Origin of the sequence: Flavobacterium sp. 245 (assembly GCF_004362055.1) — a bacterium.
In the GTDB taxonomy this organism is placed as follows: domain Bacteria; phylum Bacteroidota; class Bacteroidia; order Flavobacteriales; family Flavobacteriaceae; genus Flavobacterium.
Genome location: NZ_SNXB01000011.1, coordinates 109,844 through 135,960, shown reverse-complemented (window position 1 = coordinate 135,960; position 26,117 = coordinate 109,844). Strand labels below are relative to the sequence as shown.

Below are 26,117 nucleotides of genomic sequence, written 5' to 3'. Positions count from 1 at the left end.
ATAAAAATGGCAATTAATTTAGAAAAAGGTCAAAGACAAAGTATTGACGCACCAAAATTTACAGTTGGACTTGGCTGGGACAGTAATTCTAGCAATACAGGATCAGAATTTGATTTAGATGCTTCCGTTTTTTTGGTTGGTGCAAATGGCAAAATTCCTAATGACAACCATTTCGTTTATTATAATAATTTAAAATCACCTGATGGTGCAGTAACACATACTGGAGATAATTTGACTGGTGCAGGAGATGGAGACGATGAAAAAATATTAATTGATTTGTCAACAATATCGCCGGATGTTCATGAAATTTCATTTGTGGTAACCATTCATCATGCTGATACAAAAAGACAAAACTTTGGTCAGATCAGAAATTCATTTATCAGAATTGTGGATCAGACAAATACAGAATTAGTGAAGTATGAACTTGATGAAGATTTCTCAATTGAAACTGCAGTAGAGTTTGGAAGAATTTATAAAAGAAATAACGAGTGGAAATTTGAGGCGGTTGGTATAGGAATGAAAGGCGGTTTGCAAGATTACTTAAATAAATATAACTAATTAAAATAACTATTTAAAACTATGGCAATTAACTTAACCAAAGGACAAAAAATTGATTTGCGAAAATCAAGCGGTGAATCATTAACTAATTTCTGCGTTGGTGTAAACTGGGGTGCAATTGAAACAAAAGGATTTTTAGGATTATCAAAAAATGTAATTGACATTGACTTAGACTTAAGTTGTGTTTTGATTGATGACCAAAACAAACTTTGTGATCATTTATATTCTCCACTTTACAGAGTAGAAGTACTGCAACAATTTGGTTTGCCAAAGGGTAAACTGGTGAGTGTAGATAACGCTTTAAAACATACAGGCGACGATTTAGCAGGAGATAAAGGTGGTGATGACGGCTTGGATAATGAAATTATAACGGTTGACCTTACAAAAGTTGATGCTAAAGTAAATCAGATATTTTTCTTTTTGAACAATGCAGGAAAAGAAGATTTCTCTCAAATTCCATATGCAAAAATTAGAATGTATGAAGGAACTCCAACTCGAGTTGTTTCAGAATTTGCATCTTACAACGTTTCTGCAGACAGTCAATATGTAAACAAACGTTCAATCATTATGGGGAAATTATACAAGCGTAACGACGAGTGGAAATTCAGCGCAATTGGTGACCCTACAGATGACACATTTTTAGGACAGACAATTCATAAAATCGTAAAATCGTACCTATAATGGAAATCAAAAATATTGAAGGACTAAGAGTTTCGCAGGTTCGAGACCTAGTGCAGCAGGGCGGTAAATTTGTTGTATTTCCATACACAGTTTCATTTATTTTAATGACTTTGAAAAGAAGTTCTGATATTTATTTTATCAGACCAGATGAAAATACATTCAAATATTCTTACGGATATGTAATCCTGAATTTATTTGTTGGCTGGTGGGGAATTCCATGGGGACCAATTTATACAATAGGATCTGCGTATCATCATATAACAGGCGGAAAAGATTTGACTCACGCAGTTATGGGACACTTGACACAGCATGATCCTGAAGCCAATACAAATACTTATAATATTAATGGAGTTGAAAGTTCTAATAACGGAAGCACTGCTTCTGAAACGCCAACTTATAATATTCCTGTATAAAACATTATAATCATGAGAAGACTGCCTGTTTACTTGCTATTAGACACATCGGGTTCAATGACTGGCGAACCTATCGAAGCCGTTAAAAACGGCGTTCAGATGATGATCAGTTCCCTGCGTCAGAATCCGCAGGCAATCGAAACTGCTTTTTTAAGTGTGATTACTTTTGATACAGCAGCACAGCAAATTATTCCGTTAACAGATTTAGCCTCTTTTCAAATGGTTGATCTTAGAGCAACTGGTGTAACTGCGCTAGGCGATGCACTAAGATTAACAGCTCAAAAAATTGAATCTGAAGTTGCAAAAACAACAACAGAACAAAAAGGAGATTGGAAACCATTAGTTTTTATAATGACTGATGGCGTGCCAACAGACAGCTGGGAAAGCGGTCTGGCCGAATTTAAAAAAGTTAAAACGGCTTATACGGTTGCTTGTGCAGCGGGAGGAAACGCAGATACAAACGTATTAAAACAAATTACAGATAATGTAGTTAGTCTTGATTCAGCAGATAGTGCAAGTATTGGAAAGTTTTTTCAATGGGTAACCGCTTCGATTGGAGTAACTTCGACAAAAATCGAAGATTTAGGTAAAGAGTTTACAAATTTTAAAGATTTGCCTCCGCCGCCATCTGAGTTAAATATTGTAGTTTAAACAGATGGAGGCTGAGCTTCTTTCCGTTTTTTAAAATTAAACAAACTTTGTAGGATTGCATTTTTATTAAAATGTACTTTCAAAATTTGTATGTCATTTACTTTCTAAAACCAGAATCAGGAATTTCATTGTTTTACTATTTTTAAAAAATAATATGAGAAGACTACCAGTATATTTTTTGCTAGATACTTCAGGTTCTATGTACGGTGAGCCAATTGAGGCGCTGAATAATGCTTTAAGCGGTATGATCAATACATTGCGTTCAGATGCTCAGGCACTAGATTCCTTATGGATTAGCATTATAACATATGACAGAGAAGTAAAAGAAATTGTACCTCTGACTGAGCTTGTTCATTTTCAGCTTCCAGAAATTACCTGTCCTCAAAGCGGCCCAACAAATACCGGAGCGGGTCTGGATTTTGTAATTCAAAAAGTAAAAAAAGAAGTTATTAAAGGCTCGGCAACTCAAAAAGGAGACTGGAAACCTTTGCTTTTTGTTTTTACAGACGGAAAACCGTCCGACATTCAGCTTTATAGAGAGAAAACGCGTGAGATTAGAAACCTGGATTTTGGAGCAGTTGTAGGTTGTGCGGCTGGACATATGGCAAATGATGAAATTTTAAAAGAATTGACAGACAATGTTGTTCATTTGGCTTCAGCTGATAGTTCTACACTGAAACAATTTTTTAAATGGGTTTCTGAAACCATCGAACACGGCAATAAAAGTCAAGGAACTGGAGAGAGCGTAACATTACCTCCACCACCAAGCGAAATAACGGTTGTGATTTAATTATGGAAGTACTTTCATTTATAATTTCTATTGTTGGTATAATTATACATATTGTGCAAAAAGCCGATAATTCGTCATACAGCAGCAACAGAAGTTCTTATGGTTCTACTACTACTCACGAAGTTGTTCACAAATTTACGCCGGAGGAAAAATTAGAAAACATGAATATCGACAGTTTGAACATTTGTTTGAAAACTGGAGAAGCCTTTAATTTTTCGCTTGAAAAAGCCAGACTTACATTGCTTAATAAGTACGTACAGAGTGATTTTTATATTGACGACGCCTTGATACGTAAAAATTGCATGTACATCAAAGTAAGACATTCAATTCCGTTTAAGGGCAGCAATAAATGTTATGGAGCTTCTTTTTCGATCAATTATATGACAGTAAATAATGGTATTTCGGTATATGGATCGCAAAAATTAAACGCTGATGAAAAGCAGGTTTTTGAAGAAATAGCAAATGAACTAATTAAAGCAATTTCATAATGCATATACTTAAAATTTTTATTCAGATTCTAATTATTGGGCTGTTTTTATATTCAAAATTATTGCCTTATAAAGACAAATTAAATTCGCAGTACCGAAGTATTTTTGATTTTTTCAATAGTATTTTTTCGCCCATATTTAATTCCTTGAAAACAATAGTAAAGCCTTTTCAGGTTGGAGTTGGTTTAGCGGTTGATATGACACAGGTTTTGCTTTTAATTATTTTTTTAATGTTATTAAATTTCCTTTAAAATGAGAAGACTACCGATATATTTCTTAATCGATATTTCTGAATCAATGGTTGGAGAACCAATTCAACAGGTTGAAGAAGGTTTAGCTACAATTATTCAGGCTTTAAAAGCCGATCCGTATGCGCTTGAAACCGTTTTTGTTTCCATTATCGTTTTTGCTGGTCAGCCAAGAACTCTAGTACCTTTGCAGGAAATTGTGAGTTTTTATCCTCCAAAATTTCCAATTGGAAGCGGAACATCATTGAGTAAAGGTTTAGGTCATTTAATGCATGAATTAAGGACTAATATCGTTAAAACAACTTATGAGGTAAAAGGTGACTGGAAGCCAATAGTTTTTCTATTTACAGACGGTGTCCCTACTGATGATAGCCGTGCCGCAATTGCCGAATGGAAACAGAACTGGCAGAAAACAGCCAATTTAATTGCTGTTTCATTTGGTAATGAAACAGATACAAAATTATTGGGAGAGCTGACAGATAATGTCCTGCATTTTAAAAATACAAACGTACAATCGTACAAAGAGTTTTTTAAATGGGTAACCGATTCGATTAAAACAAGCAGTATAAGTGTTGAAAATAATGCCAGCGGTTTTGAATTAGCAAAATTAGATGGTGAAACGCTTTCAAAAATAGACCTTACTAAAGAAGAGCCAAACCGTCAATATGTCGATGATAATTTTGTGGTTCTGAATGGTAAATGCCAAAATACCAAAAGGCCCTATTTAATGAAATACCGTAAAACATTTGCCGAATCAATTTATGCCGGAATTGAATTGGCTTCTAAAAATTATAGGCTTGTAGGTGCTTATCAGGTAGATAATTCTTATTTTGAATTGGCAGATTCTAGCAATTTCAGCAACAAAGTAAATACAGATGAGCTTATTGGTGGTCCAAATTGCCCTTGTTGCGGTAATCAAGTTGCATTTGCAGTTTGTGTCTGCAGTAAAATTCATTGTATTGGCGACGAAAATATAAGTACATGTCCGTGGTGTGGCAATCAAGGAAGTTATGGCTGTGGAGAAGGAGGCTTTGACGTCAACAGAACGCAGGGATAAAAATGGAACACACAAAAAGATACCTGCAGTCTTTTTTATCACAGCATAAAATAGATGTTACATCCAATAAACAGGCTTTTTTTGAGCAGTTTATTGCCGATGAAGAAAATATTAATGCAGTAAAAATAATTCAGGAAAACCAAAAATTGATTATGCAGAATTGGAAGTTAAAAACTAGAATTGATGATATTATAATGCAGTCAGTTTCTATTCCAAATGGGACAGTAAACAAAAAATATCAGGCAAAAATTGATTTCGAAAAATTGGGTTGGAATGATATTGTTTCTTTTGAAGTCAAAGGTTTAGAAGGAACTGGTCTGACATTTAATGAAAATGATGAATTAATCGGAATTCCTGAAATAAGTGGTGATTTAAAAATAAAAATTGAATTCAGAATTGAGGAAGAGCCTGAAGATGCTGTTTTAAATGAAAAAGTACTGACACTTATTATAAATCCGGATCCAAAATCATTATGGAAAAATCTTGAAAGCGATAAAAATGCTCCTTTTTGGAAAACAGATAATGAAGCAGTTTCAGGTACTTTTTTGGATAAAAATATTGTAATAGCATCTAAAAGAGGCCGAAGCCATGCAAATGTTGGATCTTTTAGAGAAGATGATTTCGCTTTCAAAAATTTTGCAAGTACTGGCTGGAGCGTTCTGGCTGTTTCTGATGGTGCAGGTTCTGCAAGTTTATCCAGAATGGGTTCAAAATTAGCCTGCAATGCAGTTGTTGATTATCTGGAGGAAAATTTTAAAACTGAAAATATATTTGATAAAATCGTGTCAGATTATTATCAAAAAGCAGATAGCGAAATATCAAAAAAAATAAGCCATTTTGTTTATGATAATCTTTCAAAAGCGGCTCATTTTGCACATCAAAAATTGGAAGATTTTGCTGTTAAAAATGAAACCGAACTTAAAAATCTCCATGCGACTTTAATTTTTGCATTGGTCAAAAAATATGAGTTTGGTTATGCTGTATTGACTTTTGGAATTGGAGATTGTCCTATTGGTTTAGTAAATAAAAGTGGATCTGAAATTACATTGATGAATTGGCTTGATGTTGGTGATTTTGGAGGAGGAACACGTTTTATAACGATGCCTGAAATTTTTCATAACGAAAAATTTCCGTCGCGTTTTGGTTTTAAATTAGTTGAAGATTTCTCTTATTTGGTGCTGATGACTGACGGAATTTATGATCCTAAATTTGTTGTTGAAGCAAATTTGGAAAAAATAGAAAAATGGAGCGAGTTTTTTGAAGATTTGCAAGGAAAAAATGAAGATGGTATCCAGGTTGATTTTGATAAAAAAAATACTGAAATTGCCAATCAGCTTTCGAACTGGATGGATTTTTGGAGCCCAGGAAATCACGATGACAGAACACTTGCTATAATTTATTAAGGTATGAGTACTAAAACAGTAAAGTCTATTAACGATCCTTTAAAAAGCTATCAGTTTGTTGATAATGGCGAACCTATGCGCGGTGGTGTAAAGGATGTTTATTTTAGTCCTGACAGAAAATATGTTGTAGCTATTTTTAGAGATAAATTAGATTTTAATCAAAAAGAAAGACTTCAGAGAATCACTAATAAATATTTGGCTCAAATTCAAAATGGAGATGCCGGAGATTATTATTTAAATGAAGTTTACCGATGGCCAACAGATGTTATTGAATATAATGGCCTTACGGGAATTATTGTTCCAATTTATGATTCTAAATTCTTTTTTAGAAAAGGATATGAAACCAGTGACTTGATTCAAGGAAAAGAGAAAAACGGAAAATGGTTTGCAGGTTCTAAATTCAGAAATCCGCTTTTTCCGCTTCGTGTTGCCAAGTCTGAATTAGGAGATTGGTTGAGTTATTTTCAGGTTTGTGTGAATTTAAGCCGTGGCGTGAAAAAAATGCATGCTATGGGATTGGCACATTCTGATTTGTCTTATAATAATGTGCTTATTGATCCTATTCAGAAATCAGCTTGTATGATCGATTTGGACGGATTAGTTGTTCCCGGATTATTTCCTGCCGAAGTAATTGGAACCGCTGAGTTTATCGCGCCCGAAGTACTTTCAACAAAACACCTGAGCAAAACCGATCCAAACAGGAAATTGCCAAATCGATTGACAGATTTGCATGCTTTGCCAGTTTTAATTTATATGTTTTTATTGCACAGGCATCCATTAAAAGGAGGAAAGGTGCACGATCTCGATACCGAAAAAGATGATTTATTGTCGATGGGAGAGAAGGCCATGTTTATTGAACATCCAACAGATGCAACAAACAGACCAAAACTCAATCAGGTTTCTAAATGGGATTTGCCATGGGCAGATATTGATAAATTGCCGTACACGATTACGGGACCTTATTTAAAGACCTTATTTGATAAAGTTTTTATAGACGGTCTTCATAACCCGATGCAGCGCCCAACAGCTGAAGAATGGGAAATTGCACTATTAAAAACGACAGATTTAATGCAAAAATGCCACAATATTTCCTGTGAGCAAAAATGGTATGTTTTTGATAATACAAATACCCCTAGATGCCCATTTTGTAATACAGCGCACAGAGGCACGCTTCCTGTTTTAGACCTGTATTATCAATATCAGGACACGGTCTGGAAACCCGAAAATCATAGATTAATGGTTTATAACGATCAATATTTGTTTCAGTGGCATGTTAATCGTAATATTGTCCGAAATGAAAAGCTTTCGCCGGAGCAAAAAGTGCCAGTTGGATACTTTACTTTTTATAATGATAAATGGGTTTTTGTGAATCAAAAATTGACATCATTAAAAGATTTGACAGAAGATCAAGAAGTTCCAATAGGAACAATGATTGAACTCACAGACGGCAAAAAAATACTCCTTTCAAAAGAAGAAGGAGGCAGAGTAATAATGATAACAATGGCCAATAAATAATTTTTAAAACAAACTAAATTAATAAGCAAATGAATCAACACCCTATTTTTTCAGAACACCCAGGATTAATAATAATTTTTGCCATAGCAGTAGTAATTATGCTGTTGTTGGATTTGGGTATTTTCAACAAAAAAAGTCACGTAGTAAGTAACAAAGAAGCTATAACATGGTCATTAGTATGGATCAGTTTAGCAATGATTTTTAGTGGTTTGGTTTATTATTATGCGGGAGCCGCAAAATTTTATGAATTTCAATCGGCGTACTGGATCGAGAAAGCACTTTCTGTAGACAACCTTTTTGTCTTTATTTTGGTTTTTAAATTCTTTGATGTTGCCAATCAAAACAAACATAAAGTATTGTTTTGGGGAATTATTGGAGCTTTAGTTTTAAGAGCTGTTTTCATATTCTCAGGCGCATTTTTAATTGAATTGACGTATTTGAATAAACTTTTAAGCCTTGCAGGATTGTCAGGATTTAAATATGATATTAACTTGATTATGACTGCTTTTGGATTGTTTTTGGTTTACGCCGGAATCAAATCTTGGTCTGCAGGTGATGAAGACGATGAGGAAGATTACAACAATACGAGAGGTGCAAGATTAATCAGAAAGTTTTTTAGCGTAAGCGATAAATATGATGGAGATAAATTCTTTACAATCGAAAATGGAAAAAAACTGGCAACACCGCTTTTAGTTGTTGTAGCAGTTATTGAGTTCACAGATTTATTGTTTGCGGTAGATTCTATTCCTGCGATTTTTGCAATTTCTAACGATCCATTTATTCTTTACACGTCTAACATTTTTGCAATTTTAGGATTAAGAGCATTATTTTTCTTATTGGATAATTTCATTCACTTATTCAGCAAACTTCAATACGGATTGGCAATTATCCTTTCTTTTATTGGAGTAAAAATGATTATTTCTCCTTTCTATCACATTGAATCAATTTATTCTTTGATTGTTATTGGAGGAATTTTAGCGATATCTGTATTGTTATCCATTTTATTGCCAGAGCCAAAAGAAGAAATCGCAGAATAAAACAACTTTTATATAAAATAAAAACGGATGTAAAATGGAATAATTTTACATCCGTTTTTTTATGGTTACAATTGAGGCCTTAAAATAATTTTAAAGATAAAAGGGACTTAATATTTGTTTGGACAGAGACAGTCGAAACTTAAATTAATTGTCATACTTTTGCACTTTCAAAAAGTAAAGGAAATAAAGTACTTAAAACCTTTACAGCCTGTAATAATAGTCAAAAAATTATGCTTAATATACACAATCTTTCCGTTTCTTTTGGTGGAACTTATTTATTTGAAGAAGTTACTTTTCGTTTAGGCGCCGGCGACCGCGTAGGTCTTGTTGGTAAAAACGGAGCCGGTAAATCGACAATGCTTAAAATGCTTGCAAGAGATTTTGCTCCAGATTCAGGAGTTATTTCTCAGGAAAAAGATATCAAAATGGGCTTTTTACGTCAGGATATTGATTTTGAGCACGGAAGAACGGTATTGGAAGAAGCTTATGAAGCTTTTACTGAAATCAAAATTGTAGAAAAAAAGCTGGAAGAAATCAATCATCAATTGGTTACGAGAACCGATTATGAAAGTGAAGAATACGGACAAATCATCGAAGATTTATCTGATTACACGCATCGTTTTGACCTTCTTGGAGGTTATAATTATGTGGGAGATACAGAAAAAATTCTTTTAGGTCTAGGTTTCAAAAGAGAAGTATTCAATAACCAGACTGAAACATTTTCAGGAGGATGGAGAATGCGTATTGAGCTTGCAAAGCTTTTATTGCAATCTAATGATGTATTGCTTCTGGATGAGCCAACCAATCACTTAGATATCGAAAGTATCATTTGGTTAGAGAACTTCCTTCGCAATTATCCGGGTGTTGTAGTAATCGTATCGCACGATAAAATGTTTTTGGACAATGTTACCAATCGTACTATCGAAATTTCGTTAGGAAAAGCATACGATTTTAATAAGCCTTATTCTCAATATTTAGAATTGCGTCATGAAATTCGTGAAAAGCAATTAGCGACGCAAAAGAATCAGCAGAAAAAGATTGAAGAAACTGAAAAATTAATCGAGAAATTCCGTGCAAAAGCTTCAAAAGCTTCTATGGCACAGTCACTGATTAAAAAATTAGATAAAGTAGAAAGAATTGAAGTTGATGAAGACGACAATTCGGTAATGAATATTTCGTTTCCAGTTTCGAAAGAGCCAGGAAAAGTAGTTATTGAAGCCGAAGATGTAACGAAATCTTACGGAGATAAAACGATTTTGAAAGACATCAGTCTGCTTGTTGAAAGAGGCAGTAAAATTGCTTTTGTTGGTCAAAACGGACAAGGAAAATCGACTTTTATCAAAGCACTTGTAAATGAGTTTGAATACGAAGGAAATATCAAATTAGGGCATAACGTTCAATTAGGATATTTTGCTCAAAATCAGGCAGAATATTTAGACGGAGAGATCACTTTGCTGCAAACTATGGAAGATGCAGCAACAGATACAAACCGTTCAAAAGTTCGTGATATGCTGGGTTCATTTTTGTTCCGTGGCGATGACGTTGAGAAAAAAGTAAAAGTACTTTCTGGAGGTGAGCGTAACCGTTTGGCACTTTGTAAATTGTTGTTACAGCCAATCAACGTTTTGCTGATGGATGAGCCTACAAACCACTTAGATATCAAATCTAAAAACGTTCTGAAAGCGGCACTTCAAAAATTTGGCGGAACATTATTATTGGTTTCTCACGACAGGGATTTTCTTCAAGGAATGTCAAATATCGTGTACGAATTCAAGGATCAAAAAATCAAAGAATACCTTGGAGACATTAATTATTTCTTAGAACAGCGCAATCTTGAAAACATGCGCGAAGTAGAGAAAAAAGATGTTGCTAAAGCTGCAGCTCCAAAAGAAAGCAATAAAACCTCGTACGAAGATCAGAAAAAAGGAAAAGCACTTCAAAACAGATTAAGCAAGGTTGAAAGTCAAATTAAGCAATTAGAAAAAGACATTCAGCACGACGACAAGATGTTAGAATCAAATTATGATAAACATATCGAAGATGCTTCATTTTTTACTGCATACAATAAAAAGAAAGAAGATTTGGAACAACTTCTATTAGACTGGGAAATCGTTCAGGAAGAAATTGACAATTTTAATGCATAATATCTTTTGTTTTAGGTTTCAGGTTTCAAGTTGTATTCTTGACGCGTAAATTTAACCGCAAAGCACACAAAGGATTACGCAAAGTTCGCAAAGCTTTTTTGACAAAGCTTTGCGAACTTTGCGTTTTTATGAAATCTCGTAGGCCAAAAAAACTTAGCGTACTTTGCGGTTAAATATTCATTCAGATCAAAACCTGAAACCTGAAACTTGAAACAAAACCTTAAATAATGCCAATAGATTTAGAATGTTCAATTGCTTTGCTGCTTTCTTTAAAATAGCAGATAGCAACATCAAGCGATTCTATATTTTTCATGATTTTTTTTACTTCTTCTTTCGGAGTTTTGCCGGTTTGTCTAATATAAACTGCAATTACAGTAACCGGAAATATTTTGCAGATTCGCTCATATAAAACGGGATCATGCTGCGAATCATCTCCTAAAAGAATATATTTCAGATTGGGATAAAACTCTAAAACATGCTTTATTTTTTCAAATTTATGATCGTGATTCCCGCGTCCGCTCATGAAAAAATCGGTAATTCCTCTTCTAATATCTTTTAGCAAAATTACTGCTCTCGGCAAATGGTGTATTTTGGTAAACTGAACTATAAAACGGTACAAATTCCATTCGCTGCTCGAAATATAAAAAAATGCATTTACCTCTTCTTTGTTTTTTCTTCCAGCCGAACTCAACGCTTGATAATGCGCTACAACATCTTTAAAAACTTTACGGTCATTTACATTTTTAAAAAGCAAAATGTATATTTTCCTAAAAATATTGTTGGTGTGGGAGATTAAAAAAGTATCATCAATATCAGAAATGATTCCTAAATTTCCGGTATGCGGATGTATGAAGCTTCCTTTTGAAGTAATAATTTGGGAGTTGAGTTTAATGCTGACTTCATAATTCATCCACCCAAAATGGGCTTGTTTTTCAACAGGAATACAAAATTTAAAATGACCGTCGTCTAATGTTTTAGTGTGAATCTCTTGATTGCCATATTTCAAATAAACATCAAAATTTTTGATTGTTTTTATCCGAAACTGATTGATTATGGAAGTCGCATTTTTTAAATTTCTCTTCTGAAAGTCGTATTCGTATGTTCTTTTAAAAACATGTCCCATTACAATTAATTCTTCTTCATTGGCATAACCTCGATATAATTGTAAGATTGGTTTCATTTATTACGTACATTTATGGAACTGTAAATTACTTAATTTAATTGATTTTTAAAGAGAAAATTTTGAAAAAGAACATCTTATTTGTTGTAAATCCCATTTCTGGAGATCTTGATAAAAGTGAATTAATCCAGATTGTAGAAGAATTTGCAACTGTAAATCATATAAATCTGGAAGTGTATGAAACGACTGGAAAAAACGATTTAAATAAAATAAAGTCGCTCTATAATGACTTTCTTCCGGAGAGAATTATTGTTGCCGGTGGCGACGGAACCATTAAAATGGTAGCCGAAGCCATGGAAGAGTATGATATTATTATTGGCATTTTGCCCGCAGGATCAGCAAACGGTTTAGCTGTCGATTTGAATTTGCCTGCCGGAATAGAAGAAAATTTGAAAGTTGCTTTTTTGAGTCATTATGTCGAAATCGATATGATTTGCATAAATGGCAAAAAAAGTATTCATTTGAGTGATCTCGGTTTAAATGCTAATTTGGTCAAGAACTACGAGGAGGGCGATGTGCGTGGTTTTTGGGGATATGCACTTCAGGCTTTTACAACTTTAACAGAATCTGAAGAACCATTTACGGCCACAATTTCGGCCAATAATAAAACAGTTGAACATGCCGCGCGCATGATCGTTATTGCCAATTCGCAGAAATATGGAACCGGCGTAATCATTAACCCAAATGGAGCTATGAACGACGGAAAATTTGAATTGGTTATTTTAAAAAGTCTTGATTTATTGCTGATTGGAAAAATTATTACAGGAAATATGCCAATTGATTCAGATGATGTGGTTATTATTTCGACGGATAAAGCGACTATAAAAACAGATTATCCAGTGAATTTTCAGATTGATGGCGAATATTGCGGCGCGCAAACCGATTTAGAAATCCATATTCTGCACAAACAAATGAAAATGGCAGTGCCTTAAAAAAAACTCTTTTTTATTTAAACGGATTTCGTTCCTGCCATTCTGTTTTTGGTTCCAAATATTGAAATAATTTTGCAATATTGTGATTGATCAAAGCATTGCTGTGCGTTATTAAACCATACATTTTTAATGGTTTTGCGCCTACAGAGCTTTTAATTTCGAGTGCAGTTCTGGCAAATACAATGGTCGAAAAACCTTGGTTGATAGAGTAGGCAATCATGTCATACAACATGTTCAGATACAGCATTTTTTCTCGCTGTAGATTTTCATCATAACCCAAAAAATAAGTATCCATTACAGCGCCATTTTTAATCAATGTATTGAAGCCAATAAGTTTTTCATTTAAAAAATAACCATAAAACAAAAAGTTGTCTTTCATGATTTCTTTGAAAAAACTAAAATGATTCCGTGATAGAAAAAAGGTGTTGAAAGGCGCATTTTTTGCCACATGAAAATACAAATCATAAATAACATCTTCGTATTGCTTAATATCAGGCAAAGACATTTTTCGTTTTACGATTCCTTCCGTTTTTTTGCGGGCACGCTTGTACTGATCTCGATATTTTTTTGATAAAGCATCGATATAATCTTGTTCGGTTTTCCAATTTTTATTGATTTCAAAAATCATATTGGGCTGTGTCGAAAAAGTATAATTGTTTTTGAATTCGGCTTGAAGTGGTTTGATTTCCTCTGAAGTAAAATCTTTTATACTTGTAATATGAACTTTTTTACCCGAAGCTTTTAAATCTTTTTTAAGCTGATTAATTGCTTTATGAAGTGTCTTGACAGCTTTTGGCAGCTGAATGTTTTTTGCGAAAGCAAAGGCATTTTGTCCTGTAAGCATATTATTTCCTACGAATAATACATGAGAAGCAAAATTTTTAAATGCAAAATTACGCACCGAAGTTTTTAAACATTGATCACGCTCGCCAAAAGATTCTAGTTTTTCGGCAAATAAAAATTGAGTCAAAGCAATTCCCGAAAGTTTTTCTTCTTCAAAAATTCCAATAAAATGACAAATCATATTGACTGGACAAGAGTTTTCCAATACTTCGAGATATTCTCGTGTCAAAAAGATGTTTTCTGAAGCAAGCGAATTCCATTCTAAAGGAAGCGATGCCGTACTATTATAGATTTGAAAAGAATAAGTTGTATTCAAAAGAGTGCGCTAATTTCTTCAAAATTAGATAATATTTATAATAACTGACTTTCTTTAAGTTATTATTAAGAAAAACCCGTTTGCCTTTTAGTTTCAAACGGGTTTTGTAAAGTTTAATTTAGGCATATGCGCAGATAATGCCGCCCATTAGCATAAGTGTAAGCATCCAATAACCAGCGTGGATGAAAATATATTTCCAAGATTTTCTTTCAAATAAACCATTGATTCCAACAATCGGAAAAGCAAAAAATAAGCCTGACATAAACCCATGAAGCGCACCATGCTTAAAGGTTCTGTATGCCGTTCCATAATCGGCCATAAAGGCTGCAAATGATGGTTTTGCGTTTGCCAGCATCGGGGGTCCGCCAACCATTCCTACGGCACCAGACTGGTGAATTGTCAAAGCCATTAAAATAACAGTAATCATCAAAGAAAAAACATAAGTCAATCCGAAGATTTTAAGCATATTTCCGGTTCTAAGCTGTTCCTGTGTAAAGTTATTTTCTTTCATCCAGATTGTTCCAAATACTTTTGGATGATACCAAATGAAACCTGTAAAAAGTGTAACAACAGCAGCTAAAAATAAAGCAATAAAGTTAATTTCCATACTATTAGGTTTTTATGTTAGTTGAATCAAATTTAAGCAAAAAAAGCACTAATTTAACATTTTTTAAAAGTAGTATTAAAGCTGTTAAATATTTACTTATTAACACTTTATCGACATTAGGTGCATTATGTCTATAGAATTCCTACTTTTACGCTCGTAACAATCCCCAAATCTGTTATGAAAAGCTTATTTACATTTTTTTTAGCATTCGCTTTTTCTCTTAATTCTTTTGCAGATACTGTTTCAGATAAAGAGAAAGAGGCGTTGATCAAATTATATCATGCCACAAATGGTTCGCAATGGAAGATAAAATGGGATTTATCCCTTTCTGTTTCAACCTGGTATGGAGTGCGTGCTGAAAACGGAAAAGTGATAGCTCTGGATTTATCAAATAATAATCTGCAAGGTGAACTGCCTTCGGAATTTTTTGATTTGGTAAATTTAGTTGAGGTGAATTTTCAAAAGAATAAATTGGAAGGAAATTTGCCAAATAACATCCATAACCTAAAAGAACTTGAAGTTTTAGATGTTTCTGATAATAAAATTTCAGGAACAATTCCGGTGGGAATATGTGAATTGCACAAACTGAAAGATCTTGAACTTTTTAAAAATCAAATATCGGGTGAGTTGCCTGCAGATCTAGGGAAATTAAATCGATTAGAAGTGCTTTCGGTTTTTAATAATGAAATTTGCGGCGCACTGCCAAGTTCAATTTACAAAATCTCGACGTTGAAAGTATTGCTTTTAAACGGCAATAAATTAACGGGAAACCTGAGCAGGGAAATTGCAAATTTTGGTGCTTTGGAAAACCTTAGTTTGTTTGATAATAGTTTTGAAGGAGAAATTCCGGATGGACTTGGAAAGCTTCGCAACCTTTCTGAAATGAATCTTTCTTATAATAAATTTAAAGGAGGAGTTTCAAGAAAAATAGCATTATTAGATGCTTTAAATATGACAATGTTTGATGAAAATGGGAATCCGTTTTTATTAGAAATAAATGCTGAAAGACAAAAGGATATTACCGAAAATTAATCGTGCTTATGGAATGAATTTTACTCGTTGAAAAAAGTTGATTAAATATATTTAGTTAATTGTTGAAAACCGTAACTCGTTACGGTTTTTTTTATTTCTGATTTTGCGATTTATTATTTTAAATTTGTAGAAATATTTAGAAAATTTTTGTTTTTTTTCTTTAACTTTAAAATTAGATTCGTCTTTTGGTTAAAGCCGGATAGAGAAAAATAATTAACCTTTTAATGTAAAATTATGACACTGCAATATCAAGGCGAACAATATGGAAAGCCAACAACATTTACACTAAGAATCATTGGTAATAATTTATCAAAAAGCAGTTCAAATTATCAAATTGATCTTTTAGTAGGCGATAAAAAACTGCCAACTTTTACAAGTGAAATCCATCAAAGTCTTTCAAATTGTTTAAAAGAGATTTATTTGTTTAGAAAACATAACGGAATCACATTCGATGCATCTTCAGAGAAAATCGTTTCGCTTTATGTTCCTTACGACAAAGTTTTATTCAATCACAATAAATTTGCTTTGTTCAGAGCTTAAGTTTTTGAAATAAATAAAAATATAAAGACCGTTCAAAAAGAACGGTCTTTTTTTGTTTTGATGTTTAGAAGATTAAAAATGCTCAGTAAATTATTTGGGCTGTTTTTTAGGTTCCTTCTTTTTCATTGTCTCCAAAATCAGGAATACCTTTTTTAAGTCGGCAGCCGAATTTGCATTTGCAAAGGCATGAATGTATTGATTCCAGCCTTCATTGCTTCCGCTCTCAAAAATAGACTGAATAGAATATTTGCCTTTGCAGTTATAGACTCTCCAGTCGGCATTTTTGTTTAGAATTTTGCTCTTTATCTTTTCCGTTTTACAGCTGTCACTAGCTGATTCAAACAAACTTGGGTAATTGCCGAAATAAAAACCGCCTGAAAAAGCTGCTGTGGCTGTTGTATCTGCAGGGACGAAATAATAAACAGAAAAATCAGGTCCTATGTTTTCCTTAATTGTATATTTTTTTGGGATAGAAATATAGTACTTGCTGTCTCCAATTTGCTTTTCTGCTAATTCTTTCAAATAAGGATTCTCAGGAATGGGCTTCGTTTTTTTATCCGAACATCCTAAAATGGTAAAGATTAGAAACGCAGAAAGAAATGAAATTTTGAGATTTGAGTTCATATTTATTTAGATATTGATTAGTAAATTTTATTTTCCCATAGCATATGTAATGCCTCCAAGTAAATGCTGTACAAAAAGAGGGTCGCTGTAACTTTCAGGGCTGTGTCCCAAAGCAGTATAAAACGCTCTGCCACCATCATATTCATGATACCATGCCAAAGGATGATTGTCGCCATGTTTGCCGCCTTTGTATGAAGATTCGTCAATTTTTATAAGCACATGTACATCTGGATTTAAATATTTAAAATTGTACCATTCGTCTTTTCGTTCCCAAATTGCCGGAAGATGTTTGGTAGATGCATGTTCATGATCGACAATTACAAGTTTTGCATTTTGCGGTTCTGGATGCCCGTCAAAAATACCACCAATCATTTGTGTGTACCAAGGCCAGTCAGGTTCGCAGTTTGTAGCCGAATGAATGCCGACAAAACCATTTCCTTTTTCTATAAATTTTTGCAAAGCCAATTTCTGATTTTCGCCTAAAACATGACCAGAAGCGCTTAAAAATATAACAGCCTGGTATTGTTTTAAATTCTTTGAATTAATTGCAAGAGAATCTTCAGTAGCATCTACCAGAAAATGATTTTCCTGCCCCAGTTTTTTAATAGCTGCGATTCCGGCTGGGATACTTTCGTGTCTGAAACCATTTGTTTTAGAAAAAATCAAGACTTTTTTGATTTTATCAGAAGTTGTTTGTTCTGTGTTTTTTTGATAAAAAGAAACTAGAAAAAAGCTTATTAGCAGAATAACGGTGCATAAAAAAGATTTTTTTATTGAAGATAGTAGGTTCATTTTGTAAAATTTTATTTTTGGAAGATAGAAAAAAAATCCTTTGAGAAATGTTTTGTGTGAGATGAGACTTATTAATATTTCCGATTTTAATTTATATTTGTCTCAAAGGGAAGAAAAATTAAAAGAAACTTGGCGAAGAATAGAATAGTATTAAAAACGCTCTTTTCTGCATCAGCAAATTGAATTTTTGTTATAGCAAAAAGGAATTTACAGTCATTTATTCTCAGCAACAGATAAAATTATTTAATGGAAAAAGAACTCTCATATCAGCAAATAAAAGAAATTAAAGAAGCGTATTTAAAAGATAATTTATCTGTTGAGAATCAAATTATAAAATTAATTGTTGCAGGATATGACGAAAAAACTGCAGAAGAACTTATTAATAAAGTAATTAGAGAGTATAAAAGGGAACTTTTGGAAGCCGCACAGGAGAAAAGTGAAGATAATGAAAACCAAGAAATTACAGGAGTTATCATTATGGTAGCGGCTATTTTAGGGCCGGTTTTAAGCATCAAAGGATATGAATGGTATATATTGGCGTCTATTATTGCAGGGGCTGCGGGGTATTTTAATTTAAAAAATGAACCAATAGCTGGAGTAGTCAGATCGATAGTTTTAGTTGTATTATTTCCTTTAGCTTTTGAATTGTATATAAATACTAGAAGTTCTTATTATGTCGTGGAGTTATTGATTCCTTTTTTTATTTGTTTTCTTATTGCATATTTATTCCAACTCTTAATTTCTAAGATATTTTATCCAGAAGAAATTTAAATCTATATATGATGTTATCTAAATATAATTATAATGAAAGCTTAAAACGCTTTGAGCCAAAAGAAAAAAGATGTGGTTATTGTTTTCAAAACGAAAGTGAAAACATTAATAATTACGACTTTATAAAGCTTTATAAAGTAAAAGACAGAACTAATTTTGTTGTCTACAGAAGTTTAAAGTATGAGGAAATGATGATAGGAATTTCAAGATGCAATGATTGTGTTGAATTTCATGAAGAAGCTTCTCGTAAGTCTCCAATATTAAAATATGCAATTTATCTGTTAATTTTAATTTTTGTATTACCTGTTTTTGGCCTAAAAGTGTTTATAGTTGGTATGGCATTGAGTATAACCTTATTTTTTGTATTGCATAAATATGCAAAAAAAAGTAAAAATCCAGAAGAGAGATTAACATTAAAACAAGGAATTGCATCAAATGAAACTATTCAGGATCTTGTTATTGCTGGTTGGATATTTGATAAACCTTCGGCTTAATTAAATAACAGGGCTAATGATTTGTGCTTAAAAAAATATTTATGCAATAGTAGACATTAAGTGTTAAGAATAAAAAAGCTTCAGATTTCTCTGAAGCTTTTGCTTTTTATTAGAAAGTCTCAAGTATCTAATAAGTTTATGGATGTTTTTGGATAAAAGTTATTTGAATCGTAATGCAGCTTTATATTTTTAAGCTGTTCAATAAATCAATAAGTTTAGGGTCAGAAGGTTTTGGAGCGCGTGCAGTAACAATATTGCCATTAGGATCAAGAAGAATAAATGTTGGAACTCCCCAAACAGCATAATCTTTTACGAATTTTGATTCCCATTCATTTTCTGCCAATAATTGAATCCCGCCCAATTGTTTTTCGACAACAAATTTGCTCCATTTAGGCTGATCTTTTAACGCATCAATCGAAATACTGACAAACTCTAGATTTTTTCCTTTATATTGCTCTTCCACTTTCTGAAGAAATGGAATCTGTTCACGGCACGGACCACACCATGTTGCCCAAAGATCGATGTAAATATATTTTCCTTTCAGATTTTCTAAACTAGTTTTACCTCCTTTTTGATTTTCGTAATCAAATTTCGGAGACGGATTTCCAGGTTGTAATGCTTTTGTTGTGTTATAATTGGCGGTTAGTTTTTGTTTGATAATTGGATCGCTTGTAATGGATAAATATTCCTGATATGTTTTATCATAATTCAGATTTTCCAGACTAACATCGTTTGTGAAGTTTTCTATTAAACGATTTTTTATGCTTTGGCTTTTTAAAGTTTTAATTTCTGGAATTGAATTTTTAGCAGTAAGATAAAAACTACCCTCATCTCCTTTCATCTTTTCATAAAATTTGATTATCACAATACCCTGATATTCATTAGAAAATAAAAAATCAGAATTATTGTCTAAATCGATTGTGTCGTCAAACTTTGGGTATTTTTCAGAAACTTTAAAATCATACTGTTTTGCCAAATAATAATGTTGTTTTGTATAAAAAAGCAAATGTTTCTGCTCTAAATAATGAATGCTTCTGGCTTCTTTTGCTTTGAAATCAGAATTAGTAAATTTTGTTTTTAGGTACAAAGTGTTAACTGAATTTTTTATTTCTTGGAGCTTTTTCAGGAACACACTTTCGTCAAGTTTATAAAGTTCCTCGTCTGCAATTGCTGAAGTTATAAGCTGTTTTTTAGCAAGATATTGATTTTCTACACTTCCGTTACCTGTAAATTTTAAAGTTGAAGCTAAATTCGTATCATCAGCATTAATTATCAATTTAGAATCTTTAGTTAAATATACTGGAATGCTGTTTTTAGTAGTTTCAATTTTATAAACACCATCATAATCTAATTTTAGATTTTCTGAAAAACTGCCATCTGGTTTTAGCTTGATTTCTTTATTAACAAAATCCCCTTTGATTTTAATTATTCCATTTTCGGTATTGGTTATTTTACCTGAAACAATCGTTGTCTCTTCCTGAGTTGTGAATGAGTATAAGGCTACAATTAGTAATAAAAAAAAGGCTTTTTTCATTTTTTGGTGGTTAAAGAGTTAGATTTTAAACTAAGTTATCTTGTTAAAAATAAGGATTATTTTATTAGAAACAACAAAGCTCCAGATTTCTCTGAAGCTTTTCTCTTAGTAATAGGAAGCATAGAAATATCTATTCGATTCATTAAATATTTCTTTTAAGAAATGTTTTTTAAGAAATTTAAAAGCCTTATTTCTTTTTTGATTATTCTTATCATAAAAAATCCAAAGATTAATAAAAAAGCATACCCGCTTATGAGGATGTAAAGATAAAAACCACTCGAGAAATTGTCTTTAAAAACAGGTAGAAGCAAGGTGAAACCAACGATATAAGTTAGATAAATAATAGGTGTGAAAATGTAATGTATTTTTTTTCGCCATTCATAAAACTGATGAGCCAGTTTGCTATATTCAATTAAGTTAACATCGGTCTTTAAGCTCTCTAGTTTTTTCGTACTGATCCATTCTATGGCTATACGTACTAGAAGCATTGTAATCATGATGCATAATCCAAAACTAAACAGTGTTTGTCTATAAGCGCCTACCCAAATATAATAGGAGATTAGTATTAATGAGGTCAGGCTTAAAATTACTTTGGTCCAAAAATGGCTGCGCTTAATTTTCTTAGTATTTGCCTCTGCTTTTTTAATGATTTCAGTGGCTGTTGGTTTTGTATCAGACTCTGTCTGCTGCTCCCAAATATTTTGTAATTCTTCAAATGTTTTCATTTTGTACACATTGAGTTAAACTTTTTTTGATTCGGTGGATTCTAACACGAAGAGTTTCTTCGGTTATCCCGATTACTTCTGCTATTTCCTGATATTCTACGCCGTCTAATGTCATCAGGATTATCATTTTATTTGTTTCTTCAAGCTTTTGTATGCATTGATACATTTGTCGAAGCTGTTCGTCTTTTTCGCTCGAATAACTTTCTGAAGCAGTCTGAGGCAGAATATCGGTCCTGATTTCTTTTCTTGAAGATGATTTTCTTAAATAAAGAAGGCAGGTGTTTACTGCAATCCGGTAAACCCATGTGCTGATACTCGAGTCGTTTCGGAAAGTGTCTAGTTTCTCCCAGACTTTGATGAAGATTTCCTGTGTCGCATCCGAGGCCAATGCAGTATCTCCACAAAAATAACCTTTGCACAAACGAAACACTTTGTTGTAATGCTTGTAGTAAATCTCGTTGAATTGTTCTTTTCCAGCCACGTTATCTTAATTCTGATTTTACATTTTCTATAAACCACTCCGGCTGATCGTACATTACAAAATGCGCTGCTTTTGATGCATACAGAATTTTAGCGGATGGCAGATTTTCGTACTGGACTTTATAAGTCTTTTGTACAGTAGTAAGATCTGGATTTGTTGCAGCTAAAATTACTACTGGAATTTTGATTTTGGAAATTTCTTTTCTCAGGTCTAAATTAAGCATATCAATATAACCATAAACATAAGTTTTTCTATCGGCACTATTCATCCAATCATTGATTGTTTTTTGTTTTTCTTTGTTCAGGCACATGTAAGAGGTTAATTGTGAATTCATTGCATTAAAAGCATTTTGATCCATAGCCAACATCATTTTACTCTGCGGATTATCATAAGGAATAGCTTCGCCTTTGTAATTAGGAATCATTAAAGCGGCACTTGCGGGTAAAGCATCAACGAGAATTAACTGTTTGAATAAATCAGTTTCTTCGGATGCTAGCCACAAACTTAAAGTTCCTCCGAGACTATGGCCGATCAACACCGCATTTTTTATTTTTTTGCTTTTTACATAAAAAATGACCTGATCTTTTACGGTGGATAGCCAAGGTCCTTCAACTGGGGGAACATTGCCAAATCCTGCAAAAGTAAAAATGTGGCATTCGTAATTTTTAGAAAGTTCGGCTACTGTTTCATTCCATACTTCTCCTGTACAGCCAAAACCAGGGAATAACAAGACAGGAGCTCCTTTTCCTTTAACCTCTACCTTGAAAGCAGTTTGAGAAAAAACAGATTTTGAGACAAGGAGAATAAATGCGATAATTAAAATAGATTTCGTTTTCATGACATTTAATTTTTTAAAGTTTACCTTTTGATGCAGTACTAGTTTAATTGTTACCTCAAAAAAGCATTTTTTTTTAAATATTTTTATGGGTCTCAAAATTTAGGTTTGAAAATCTGCAATTTATCATAGTAAAAAGTCCCCTGCTCTCCGAAGTGTTACCATGAAAACCTGTGCAATCCCGAAAGCCTTCGCGACTGACTTTGCACAATTTTTTTATATCTAAGAAGTTGTAAACCTGATAAAAGTCTTAGATTTTGAGAAGTTTTCGTTTTTCAGATTATATTTGTTTGAAAGGGCGGATAGTCAGTAGCGAAGGTTTTCGGGATTGCGTAGCATGAATGAGGGACACTTCGGAGAGTGTGAGGAAATTACACTAGGAACTGTTAAATCATGCTTTACTATTATCCGCTGGCACGAGCTAATAAAAATAAGTAAATCAGAATATAACCAACACATAAAGTACGAATGAAAAATATTAAACACATTAATCTTGATAAGTATAGTAATGCAGATTACGAATTTATAGAAAGTAATATTTACAGAAATAAAGAGGAAGATATTTATGTTTTTGCATTGAATTTTGATCTAGAAGAAAACGAAAGCTCTCAATATCCACTTGAAGACATACTTGATAAGTTTTATTTACATGTTTCTGATTTTATAGATGAAGATGCATTTAATACAGAAAAAAATGTGAATTTAGAATTGGGAGGAGATTTAGAGGATGTTCAGAAAGCAGTGAAATCAATTATTGGGAAACGAGTATTTAATTCTGAATATATTGGTGAAGACGGAAACACATATTTGAATCTGGTGATAGAATAAAAAACTCCGATCGATCCGATATGTAGACAACGATAGCGTAGATTTGTAATCTGTGCCCGTAAAGAAAATCATAAAGGTAAGTAAACAAAAAAAGCTCCAGATTTCTCTGAAGCTTTTTGTCTTAGTAGCGGGAACAGGACTCGAACCTGTGACCTTCGGGTTATGAGCCCGACGAGCTGCCTACTGCTCTATCCCGCGATGTTTCGGGTGCAAAGATAAGCACTAAATACAGTTTTACAAAGGAATTAGTGAAATATTTTTATTTAAATAAATTAAAATATAACTAATTGATATATAGTGAATTGTGTTTTTTAGGTTTTAAAATTAGATCTTGTAATCAAGTAATTCGGAATAGGGATCATTTTTTAAACCTAATAATTTAGCAAAAGCGGGTTCCGTTTTGTGGCCGTTTTTCTTGAGTTTTATGATTTCCTGGCGAAAGATTTCATCTCTTGACTGCAGAATTTGATGCTCGATAATCATGTGTCTGTAGCCATTTTGATTTTTGGTTGGAATATTTTGCCCAAAAACTTCTATTTCAAAATTATCTAATTTGAAACTGCTGATTATCGATTCTTGCTGATTTATGATTGCTTCCCTGATTTCAAAAGCAGGTTTGTTTTTAAATAGAGAAGTGATTTTTTCAATAAAATGACTTTTATTCTGCCAATAGCAAATAATATCAAGATCACTGTTTTCAATGTCGATATTTATTGGAATTGTGCCAACGAGAATTGGATTAAATTCCGCAAGAACTTCTAAAACCTTGTTTTTAATTAAAGTTTCATAAGCCAGAATTTGCTTTTCATTTCCTGATTTTAAGTAGTCAATTGTACTGAAATCAATCATTTTTTACTTGTCGTAATTTTTTTCTTCTTTAATTTCCTGAGCTAATCTTTGATTGATATTTATTTTAGCATTGGTAAAAACAAAAATTGTGGTTTTGTATTCGCGGGCATATTTGTTTGTTATTTGGCCGCCAATTACAGCTTTTTGAAAAAACGGACTTGTTTCTGCAAATTCAGTGCTGTTTTCTTCAAATTCTTTTACTCTTATGAGGTTTTTGTAATAGATATTCAAATTAAACCAGTTAACATAATCGGCATTAAAAGAAACAGCTTTGATGCCTTTTTTGGTATAATAATTAATAGCTCCCGCCTGACCATAATTGTCGCAAAGCACCAATGTATTTTCGGATTTTGGAAATAAGGCATAAACCGAATCTGTTTTTCGTGCAAGTTCTTTCCATCCGAGCATATCGGCAAAATCCTGAGGCAGTTCATGATCTTTTCCGTCTTCCCAGCGCAGCATTCCAAGTTTTTTGTATTGCTCCGGTTTTGCAATTATTTCCTCCGGTGTTTTATTCGGAAACGCGACGTTGTAAATTGGAATAAAAAGCAAAAGCGGAATCAAAATTAATACCGGCTGTAAAAAACGTTTCCATCCTGCTTTTAATATTTCTCCTAAAAAAACCGCACCAAATGCAATGTAAATTGGATAAAGACCAATCGCATAATAAGCTTTGGCTTTGAAATAAATAAAAACCAAAAGAGTAAAGACAATCGAAAAAAAGAAGAATCTATAATTTGCAAAAGGCTTATAAAAAAGCAATGCATAAAGTGACGAAAGAATAACAATAAAGCCGCCAATAAAAAACAGTAATTGTTCTTTTAAAAATCCAGCTCTGTCAACATTTACCAACTGTGTTTCGGCCAATTCTTTCATGTGATGTACAATCGGGAAATGATTATTATACTGCCATAAAAGATTGGGAAGAATTAAAATCAATCCCAAAATCAAAGCAAAATAAAGATTCTTATCTGCAACGATTTTTCTTTGTTTTGAAACCAAAAGCGCAGGCAAAAGTCCAATTAAAAGAAAAAGAATATTGTATTTATTGAGAAAACCAAAAGCAAATATTATTGCGCCTGCATAAAGCCATTTTGCTTTTTCGGTTTTGATGTATTGAATCACTGCAAAATAAAAAGTGGTCCAGCATAAAACGTCTAAAGAATTGGGCTGAAAAAGCATGTTTAATCGTAAAAGGGCGGATAATAAAATGCAAGTTGCAGCTAGAATCAATGCAAATAAATTTCCTTTTAATACCTCGATTGTTTTCCAAACAACTAAAAGTGTCAAAGCGCCAAAAAGGGCAGGGAAAAACTTAACCCAAAAAATAGAATTTCCGAGCAAATAAATGATATACGAAAACCAGGAAGTTACAGGCGGAACGGATAAATAGCCCCAAGCCAAATGATGCGCCTGATCCAGATGCAGATATTCATCGCGTTGCAAATCATATTCCGGACTTAACAATAGATACTGAAGTGCGAATTTTAAAATGATAAACCCAATTAAAATAAATGTTTTTTTAGTCATGTAGATTTTGGTTTCTTAGGTTTGTTTGGCGTTTGTCTTGTAAGTGGTTTTAAATCAACATTTAATTCTGTACTAAGATAGGATTTATTTTGATTTTTGAATATTGAGATATAACCCGTTGTGTGCAATTATTCAAACACATAGAAACATAAATTTAGCATGCTTAAAAAAGGCGTTTCACTTGTTTTAAACAAACATAGTTGGCTATGTGTTAGAAAC

General features: G+C 32.9%; 28 protein-coding genes and 1 tRNA gene. 17 read left to right on the top strand and 12 right to left on the bottom strand.

Annotated elements, in window-relative coordinates; translation table 11 throughout:
- Positions 1-6: 6 nt before the first annotated feature.
- The 11 genes from EV145_RS18750 (at position 7) to EV145_RS18695 (ending at position 10,985) form a co-directional block, all read left to right on the top strand.
- Entirely contained in the window at positions 7-558 is a 552-nt protein-coding gene (locus EV145_RS18750) for a TerD family protein (RefSeq protein WP_133526727.1), read from the top strand.
- Positions 559-579: 21 nt separating this feature from the next.
- Positions 580-1,239 (top strand): TerD family protein, encoded by a 660-nt coding sequence (locus tag EV145_RS18745; RefSeq protein ID WP_133526726.1) that lies wholly within the window; start codon positions 580-582, stop codon positions 1,237-1,239.
- Positions 1,239-1,652: a hypothetical protein gene (locus tag EV145_RS18740; protein WP_133526725.1), complete on the top strand. Its 414-nt coding sequence runs from the start codon at positions 1,239-1,241 to the stop codon at positions 1,650-1,652. Before EV145_RS18745 ends, EV145_RS18740 begins: the two co-directional genes overlap by 1 nt.
- A gap of 12 nt (positions 1,653-1,664) precedes the next feature.
- Positions 1,665-2,303, top strand: coding sequence for a vWA domain-containing protein (locus EV145_RS18735; RefSeq protein ID WP_133526724.1), 639 nt, complete (start codon positions 1,665-1,667; stop codon positions 2,301-2,303).
- Positions 2,304-2,457: 154 nt separating this feature from the next.
- On the top strand, positions 2,458-3,093 hold the full coding sequence (locus EV145_RS18730; protein ID WP_133526723.1) for a vWA domain-containing protein: 636 nt from the start codon (positions 2,458-2,460) through the stop codon (positions 3,091-3,093).
- A gap of 2 nt (positions 3,094-3,095) precedes the next feature.
- A complete protein-coding gene (locus tag EV145_RS18725; RefSeq protein ID WP_133526722.1) occupies positions 3,096-3,581 on the top strand; it encodes a hypothetical protein in 486 nt (161 codons plus the stop codon).
- Between the two features lie 252 nt (positions 3,582-3,833).
- Positions 3,834-4,886: a TerY-C metal binding domain-containing protein gene (locus EV145_RS18715; protein WP_133526720.1), complete on the top strand. Its 1,053-nt coding sequence runs from the start codon at positions 3,834-3,836 to the stop codon at positions 4,884-4,886.
- A 2-nt stretch (positions 4,887-4,888) separates the two neighbouring features.
- Positions 4,889-6,289, top strand: a complete 1,401-nt coding sequence (locus EV145_RS18710; protein WP_133526719.1) for a PP2C family serine/threonine-protein phosphatase — start codon at positions 4,889-4,891, stop codon at positions 6,287-6,289.
- Positions 6,290-6,292: 3 nt separating this feature from the next.
- Entirely contained in the window at positions 6,293-7,804 is a 1,512-nt protein-coding gene (locus EV145_RS18705) for a helix-hairpin-helix domain-containing protein (RefSeq protein WP_133526718.1), read from the top strand.
- Between the two features lie 29 nt (positions 7,805-7,833).
- Complete coding sequence (locus tag EV145_RS18700; RefSeq protein ID WP_133526717.1) at positions 7,834-8,841, top strand: TerC/Alx family metal homeostasis membrane protein; 1,008 nt, start codon at positions 7,834-7,836, stop codon at positions 8,839-8,841.
- 230 nt (positions 8,842-9,071) lie between these two features.
- Positions 9,072-10,985 (top strand): ABC-F family ATP-binding cassette domain-containing protein, encoded by a 1,914-nt coding sequence (locus EV145_RS18695; RefSeq protein ID WP_133526716.1) that lies wholly within the window; start codon positions 9,072-9,074, stop codon positions 10,983-10,985.
- 220 nt (positions 10,986-11,205) lie between these two features.
- On the opposite strand, the gene EV145_RS18690 is transcribed toward EV145_RS18695, so the two are convergent.
- Positions 11,206-12,165 carry an App1 family protein gene (locus EV145_RS18690; protein ID WP_133526715.1) on the bottom strand — a complete coding sequence of 320 codons (960 nt, stop codon included), beginning with the start codon at positions 12,163-12,165 and terminating at the stop codon, positions 11,206-11,208.
- 62 nt (positions 12,166-12,227) lie between these two features.
- On the opposite strand from EV145_RS18690, the gene EV145_RS18685 reads away from it, so the two are divergent.
- Entirely contained in the window at positions 12,228-13,097 is an 870-nt protein-coding gene (locus EV145_RS18685; protein WP_133526714.1) for a diacylglycerol/lipid kinase family protein, read from the top strand.
- A 13-nt stretch (positions 13,098-13,110) separates the two neighbouring features.
- Here the strand turns inward: EV145_RS18685 and EV145_RS18680 are convergent, their stop codons facing one another.
- On the bottom strand, positions 13,111-14,256 hold the full coding sequence (locus tag EV145_RS18680; RefSeq protein ID WP_133526713.1) for a peptidogalycan biosysnthesis protein: 1,146 nt from the start codon (positions 14,254-14,256) through the stop codon (positions 13,111-13,113).
- Between the two features lie 118 nt (positions 14,257-14,374).
- The gene (locus tag EV145_RS18675; protein ID WP_133526712.1) at positions 14,375-14,863 is read right to left on the bottom strand and encodes a DUF1761 domain-containing protein; all 489 of its coding nucleotides are present in this window, start codon (positions 14,861-14,863) and stop codon (positions 14,375-14,377) included.
- A gap of 177 nt (positions 14,864-15,040) precedes the next feature.
- On the opposite strand from EV145_RS18675, the gene EV145_RS18670 reads away from it, so the two are divergent.
- Together EV145_RS18670 and EV145_RS18665 are read left to right on the top strand one after the other, a co-directional pair.
- Positions 15,041-15,895 carry a Two component regulator three Y domain protein gene (locus EV145_RS18670; protein ID WP_133526711.1) on the top strand — a complete coding sequence of 285 codons (855 nt, stop codon included), beginning with the start codon at positions 15,041-15,043 and terminating at the stop codon, positions 15,893-15,895.
- A gap of 234 nt (positions 15,896-16,129) precedes the next feature.
- On the top strand, positions 16,130-16,435 hold the full coding sequence (locus EV145_RS18665; protein WP_133526710.1) for a hypothetical protein: 306 nt from the start codon (positions 16,130-16,132) through the stop codon (positions 16,433-16,435).
- Positions 16,436-16,525: 90 nt separating this feature from the next.
- Here EV145_RS18665 and EV145_RS18660 read toward each other — a convergent pair whose 3' ends face one another.
- Both EV145_RS18660 and EV145_RS18655 read right to left on the bottom strand, forming a co-directional pair.
- Complete coding sequence (locus tag EV145_RS18660) at positions 16,526-17,059, bottom strand: hypothetical protein (protein WP_133526709.1); 534 nt, start codon at positions 17,057-17,059, stop codon at positions 16,526-16,528.
- Positions 17,060-17,086: 27 nt separating this feature from the next.
- Positions 17,087-17,851, bottom strand: a complete 765-nt coding sequence (locus tag EV145_RS18655) for a ThuA domain-containing protein (RefSeq protein ID WP_133526708.1) — start codon at positions 17,849-17,851, stop codon at positions 17,087-17,089.
- Between the two features lie 246 nt (positions 17,852-18,097).
- Here EV145_RS18655 and EV145_RS18650 point away from each other — a divergent pair, with 246 nt between their 5' ends.
- Both EV145_RS18650 and EV145_RS18645 read left to right on the top strand, forming a co-directional pair.
- Positions 18,098-18,622, top strand: a complete 525-nt coding sequence (locus tag EV145_RS18650) for a hypothetical protein (RefSeq protein ID WP_133526707.1) — start codon at positions 18,098-18,100, stop codon at positions 18,620-18,622.
- Between the two features lie 8 nt (positions 18,623-18,630).
- The gene (locus tag EV145_RS18645) at positions 18,631-19,116 is read left to right on the top strand and encodes a hypothetical protein (RefSeq protein ID WP_133526706.1); all 486 of its coding nucleotides are present in this window, start codon (positions 18,631-18,633) and stop codon (positions 19,114-19,116) included.
- A 181-nt stretch (positions 19,117-19,297) separates the two neighbouring features.
- Here the strand turns inward: EV145_RS18645 and EV145_RS18640 are convergent, their stop codons facing one another.
- From EV145_RS18640 to EV145_RS18625, 4 genes are all read right to left on the bottom strand, one after another.
- Positions 19,298-20,650 (bottom strand): TlpA family protein disulfide reductase, encoded by a 1,353-nt coding sequence (locus tag EV145_RS18640; RefSeq protein WP_133526705.1) that lies wholly within the window; start codon positions 20,648-20,650, stop codon positions 19,298-19,300.
- Positions 20,651-20,805: 155 nt separating this feature from the next.
- Positions 20,806-21,375, bottom strand: coding sequence for a hypothetical protein (locus tag EV145_RS18635; protein WP_133526704.1), 570 nt, complete (start codon positions 21,373-21,375; stop codon positions 20,806-20,808).
- Complete coding sequence (locus EV145_RS18630; protein ID WP_133526703.1) at positions 21,362-21,856, bottom strand: RNA polymerase sigma factor; 495 nt, start codon at positions 21,854-21,856, stop codon at positions 21,362-21,364. Before EV145_RS18630 ends, EV145_RS18635 begins: the two co-directional genes overlap by 14 nt.
- Before the next feature lies 1 nt (position 21,857).
- A complete protein-coding gene (locus EV145_RS18625) occupies positions 21,858-22,694 on the bottom strand; it encodes an alpha/beta fold hydrolase (RefSeq protein ID WP_133526702.1) in 837 nt (278 codons plus the stop codon).
- A gap of 465 nt (positions 22,695-23,159) precedes the next feature.
- On the opposite strand from EV145_RS18625, the gene EV145_RS18620 reads away from it, so the two are divergent.
- Positions 23,160-23,519 (top strand): hypothetical protein, encoded by a 360-nt coding sequence (locus tag EV145_RS18620; RefSeq protein ID WP_133526701.1) that lies wholly within the window; start codon positions 23,160-23,162, stop codon positions 23,517-23,519.
- 125 nt (positions 23,520-23,644) lie between these two features.
- Here the strand turns inward: EV145_RS18620 and EV145_RS18615 are convergent.
- The 3 genes from EV145_RS18615 to EV145_RS18605 form a co-directional block, all read right to left on the bottom strand.
- Positions 23,645-23,717 (bottom strand) — tRNA-Met (locus EV145_RS18615).
- Positions 23,718-23,843: 126 nt separating this feature from the next.
- Positions 23,844-24,368 (bottom strand): DUF4269 domain-containing protein, encoded by a 525-nt coding sequence (locus EV145_RS18610; RefSeq protein ID WP_133526700.1) that lies wholly within the window; start codon positions 24,366-24,368, stop codon positions 23,844-23,846.
- Between the two features lie 3 nt (positions 24,369-24,371).
- Positions 24,372-25,898, bottom strand: a complete 1,527-nt coding sequence (locus EV145_RS18605; RefSeq protein ID WP_133526699.1) for an ArnT family glycosyltransferase — start codon at positions 25,896-25,898, stop codon at positions 24,372-24,374.
- Positions 25,899-26,117 lie beyond the last annotated feature (219 nt).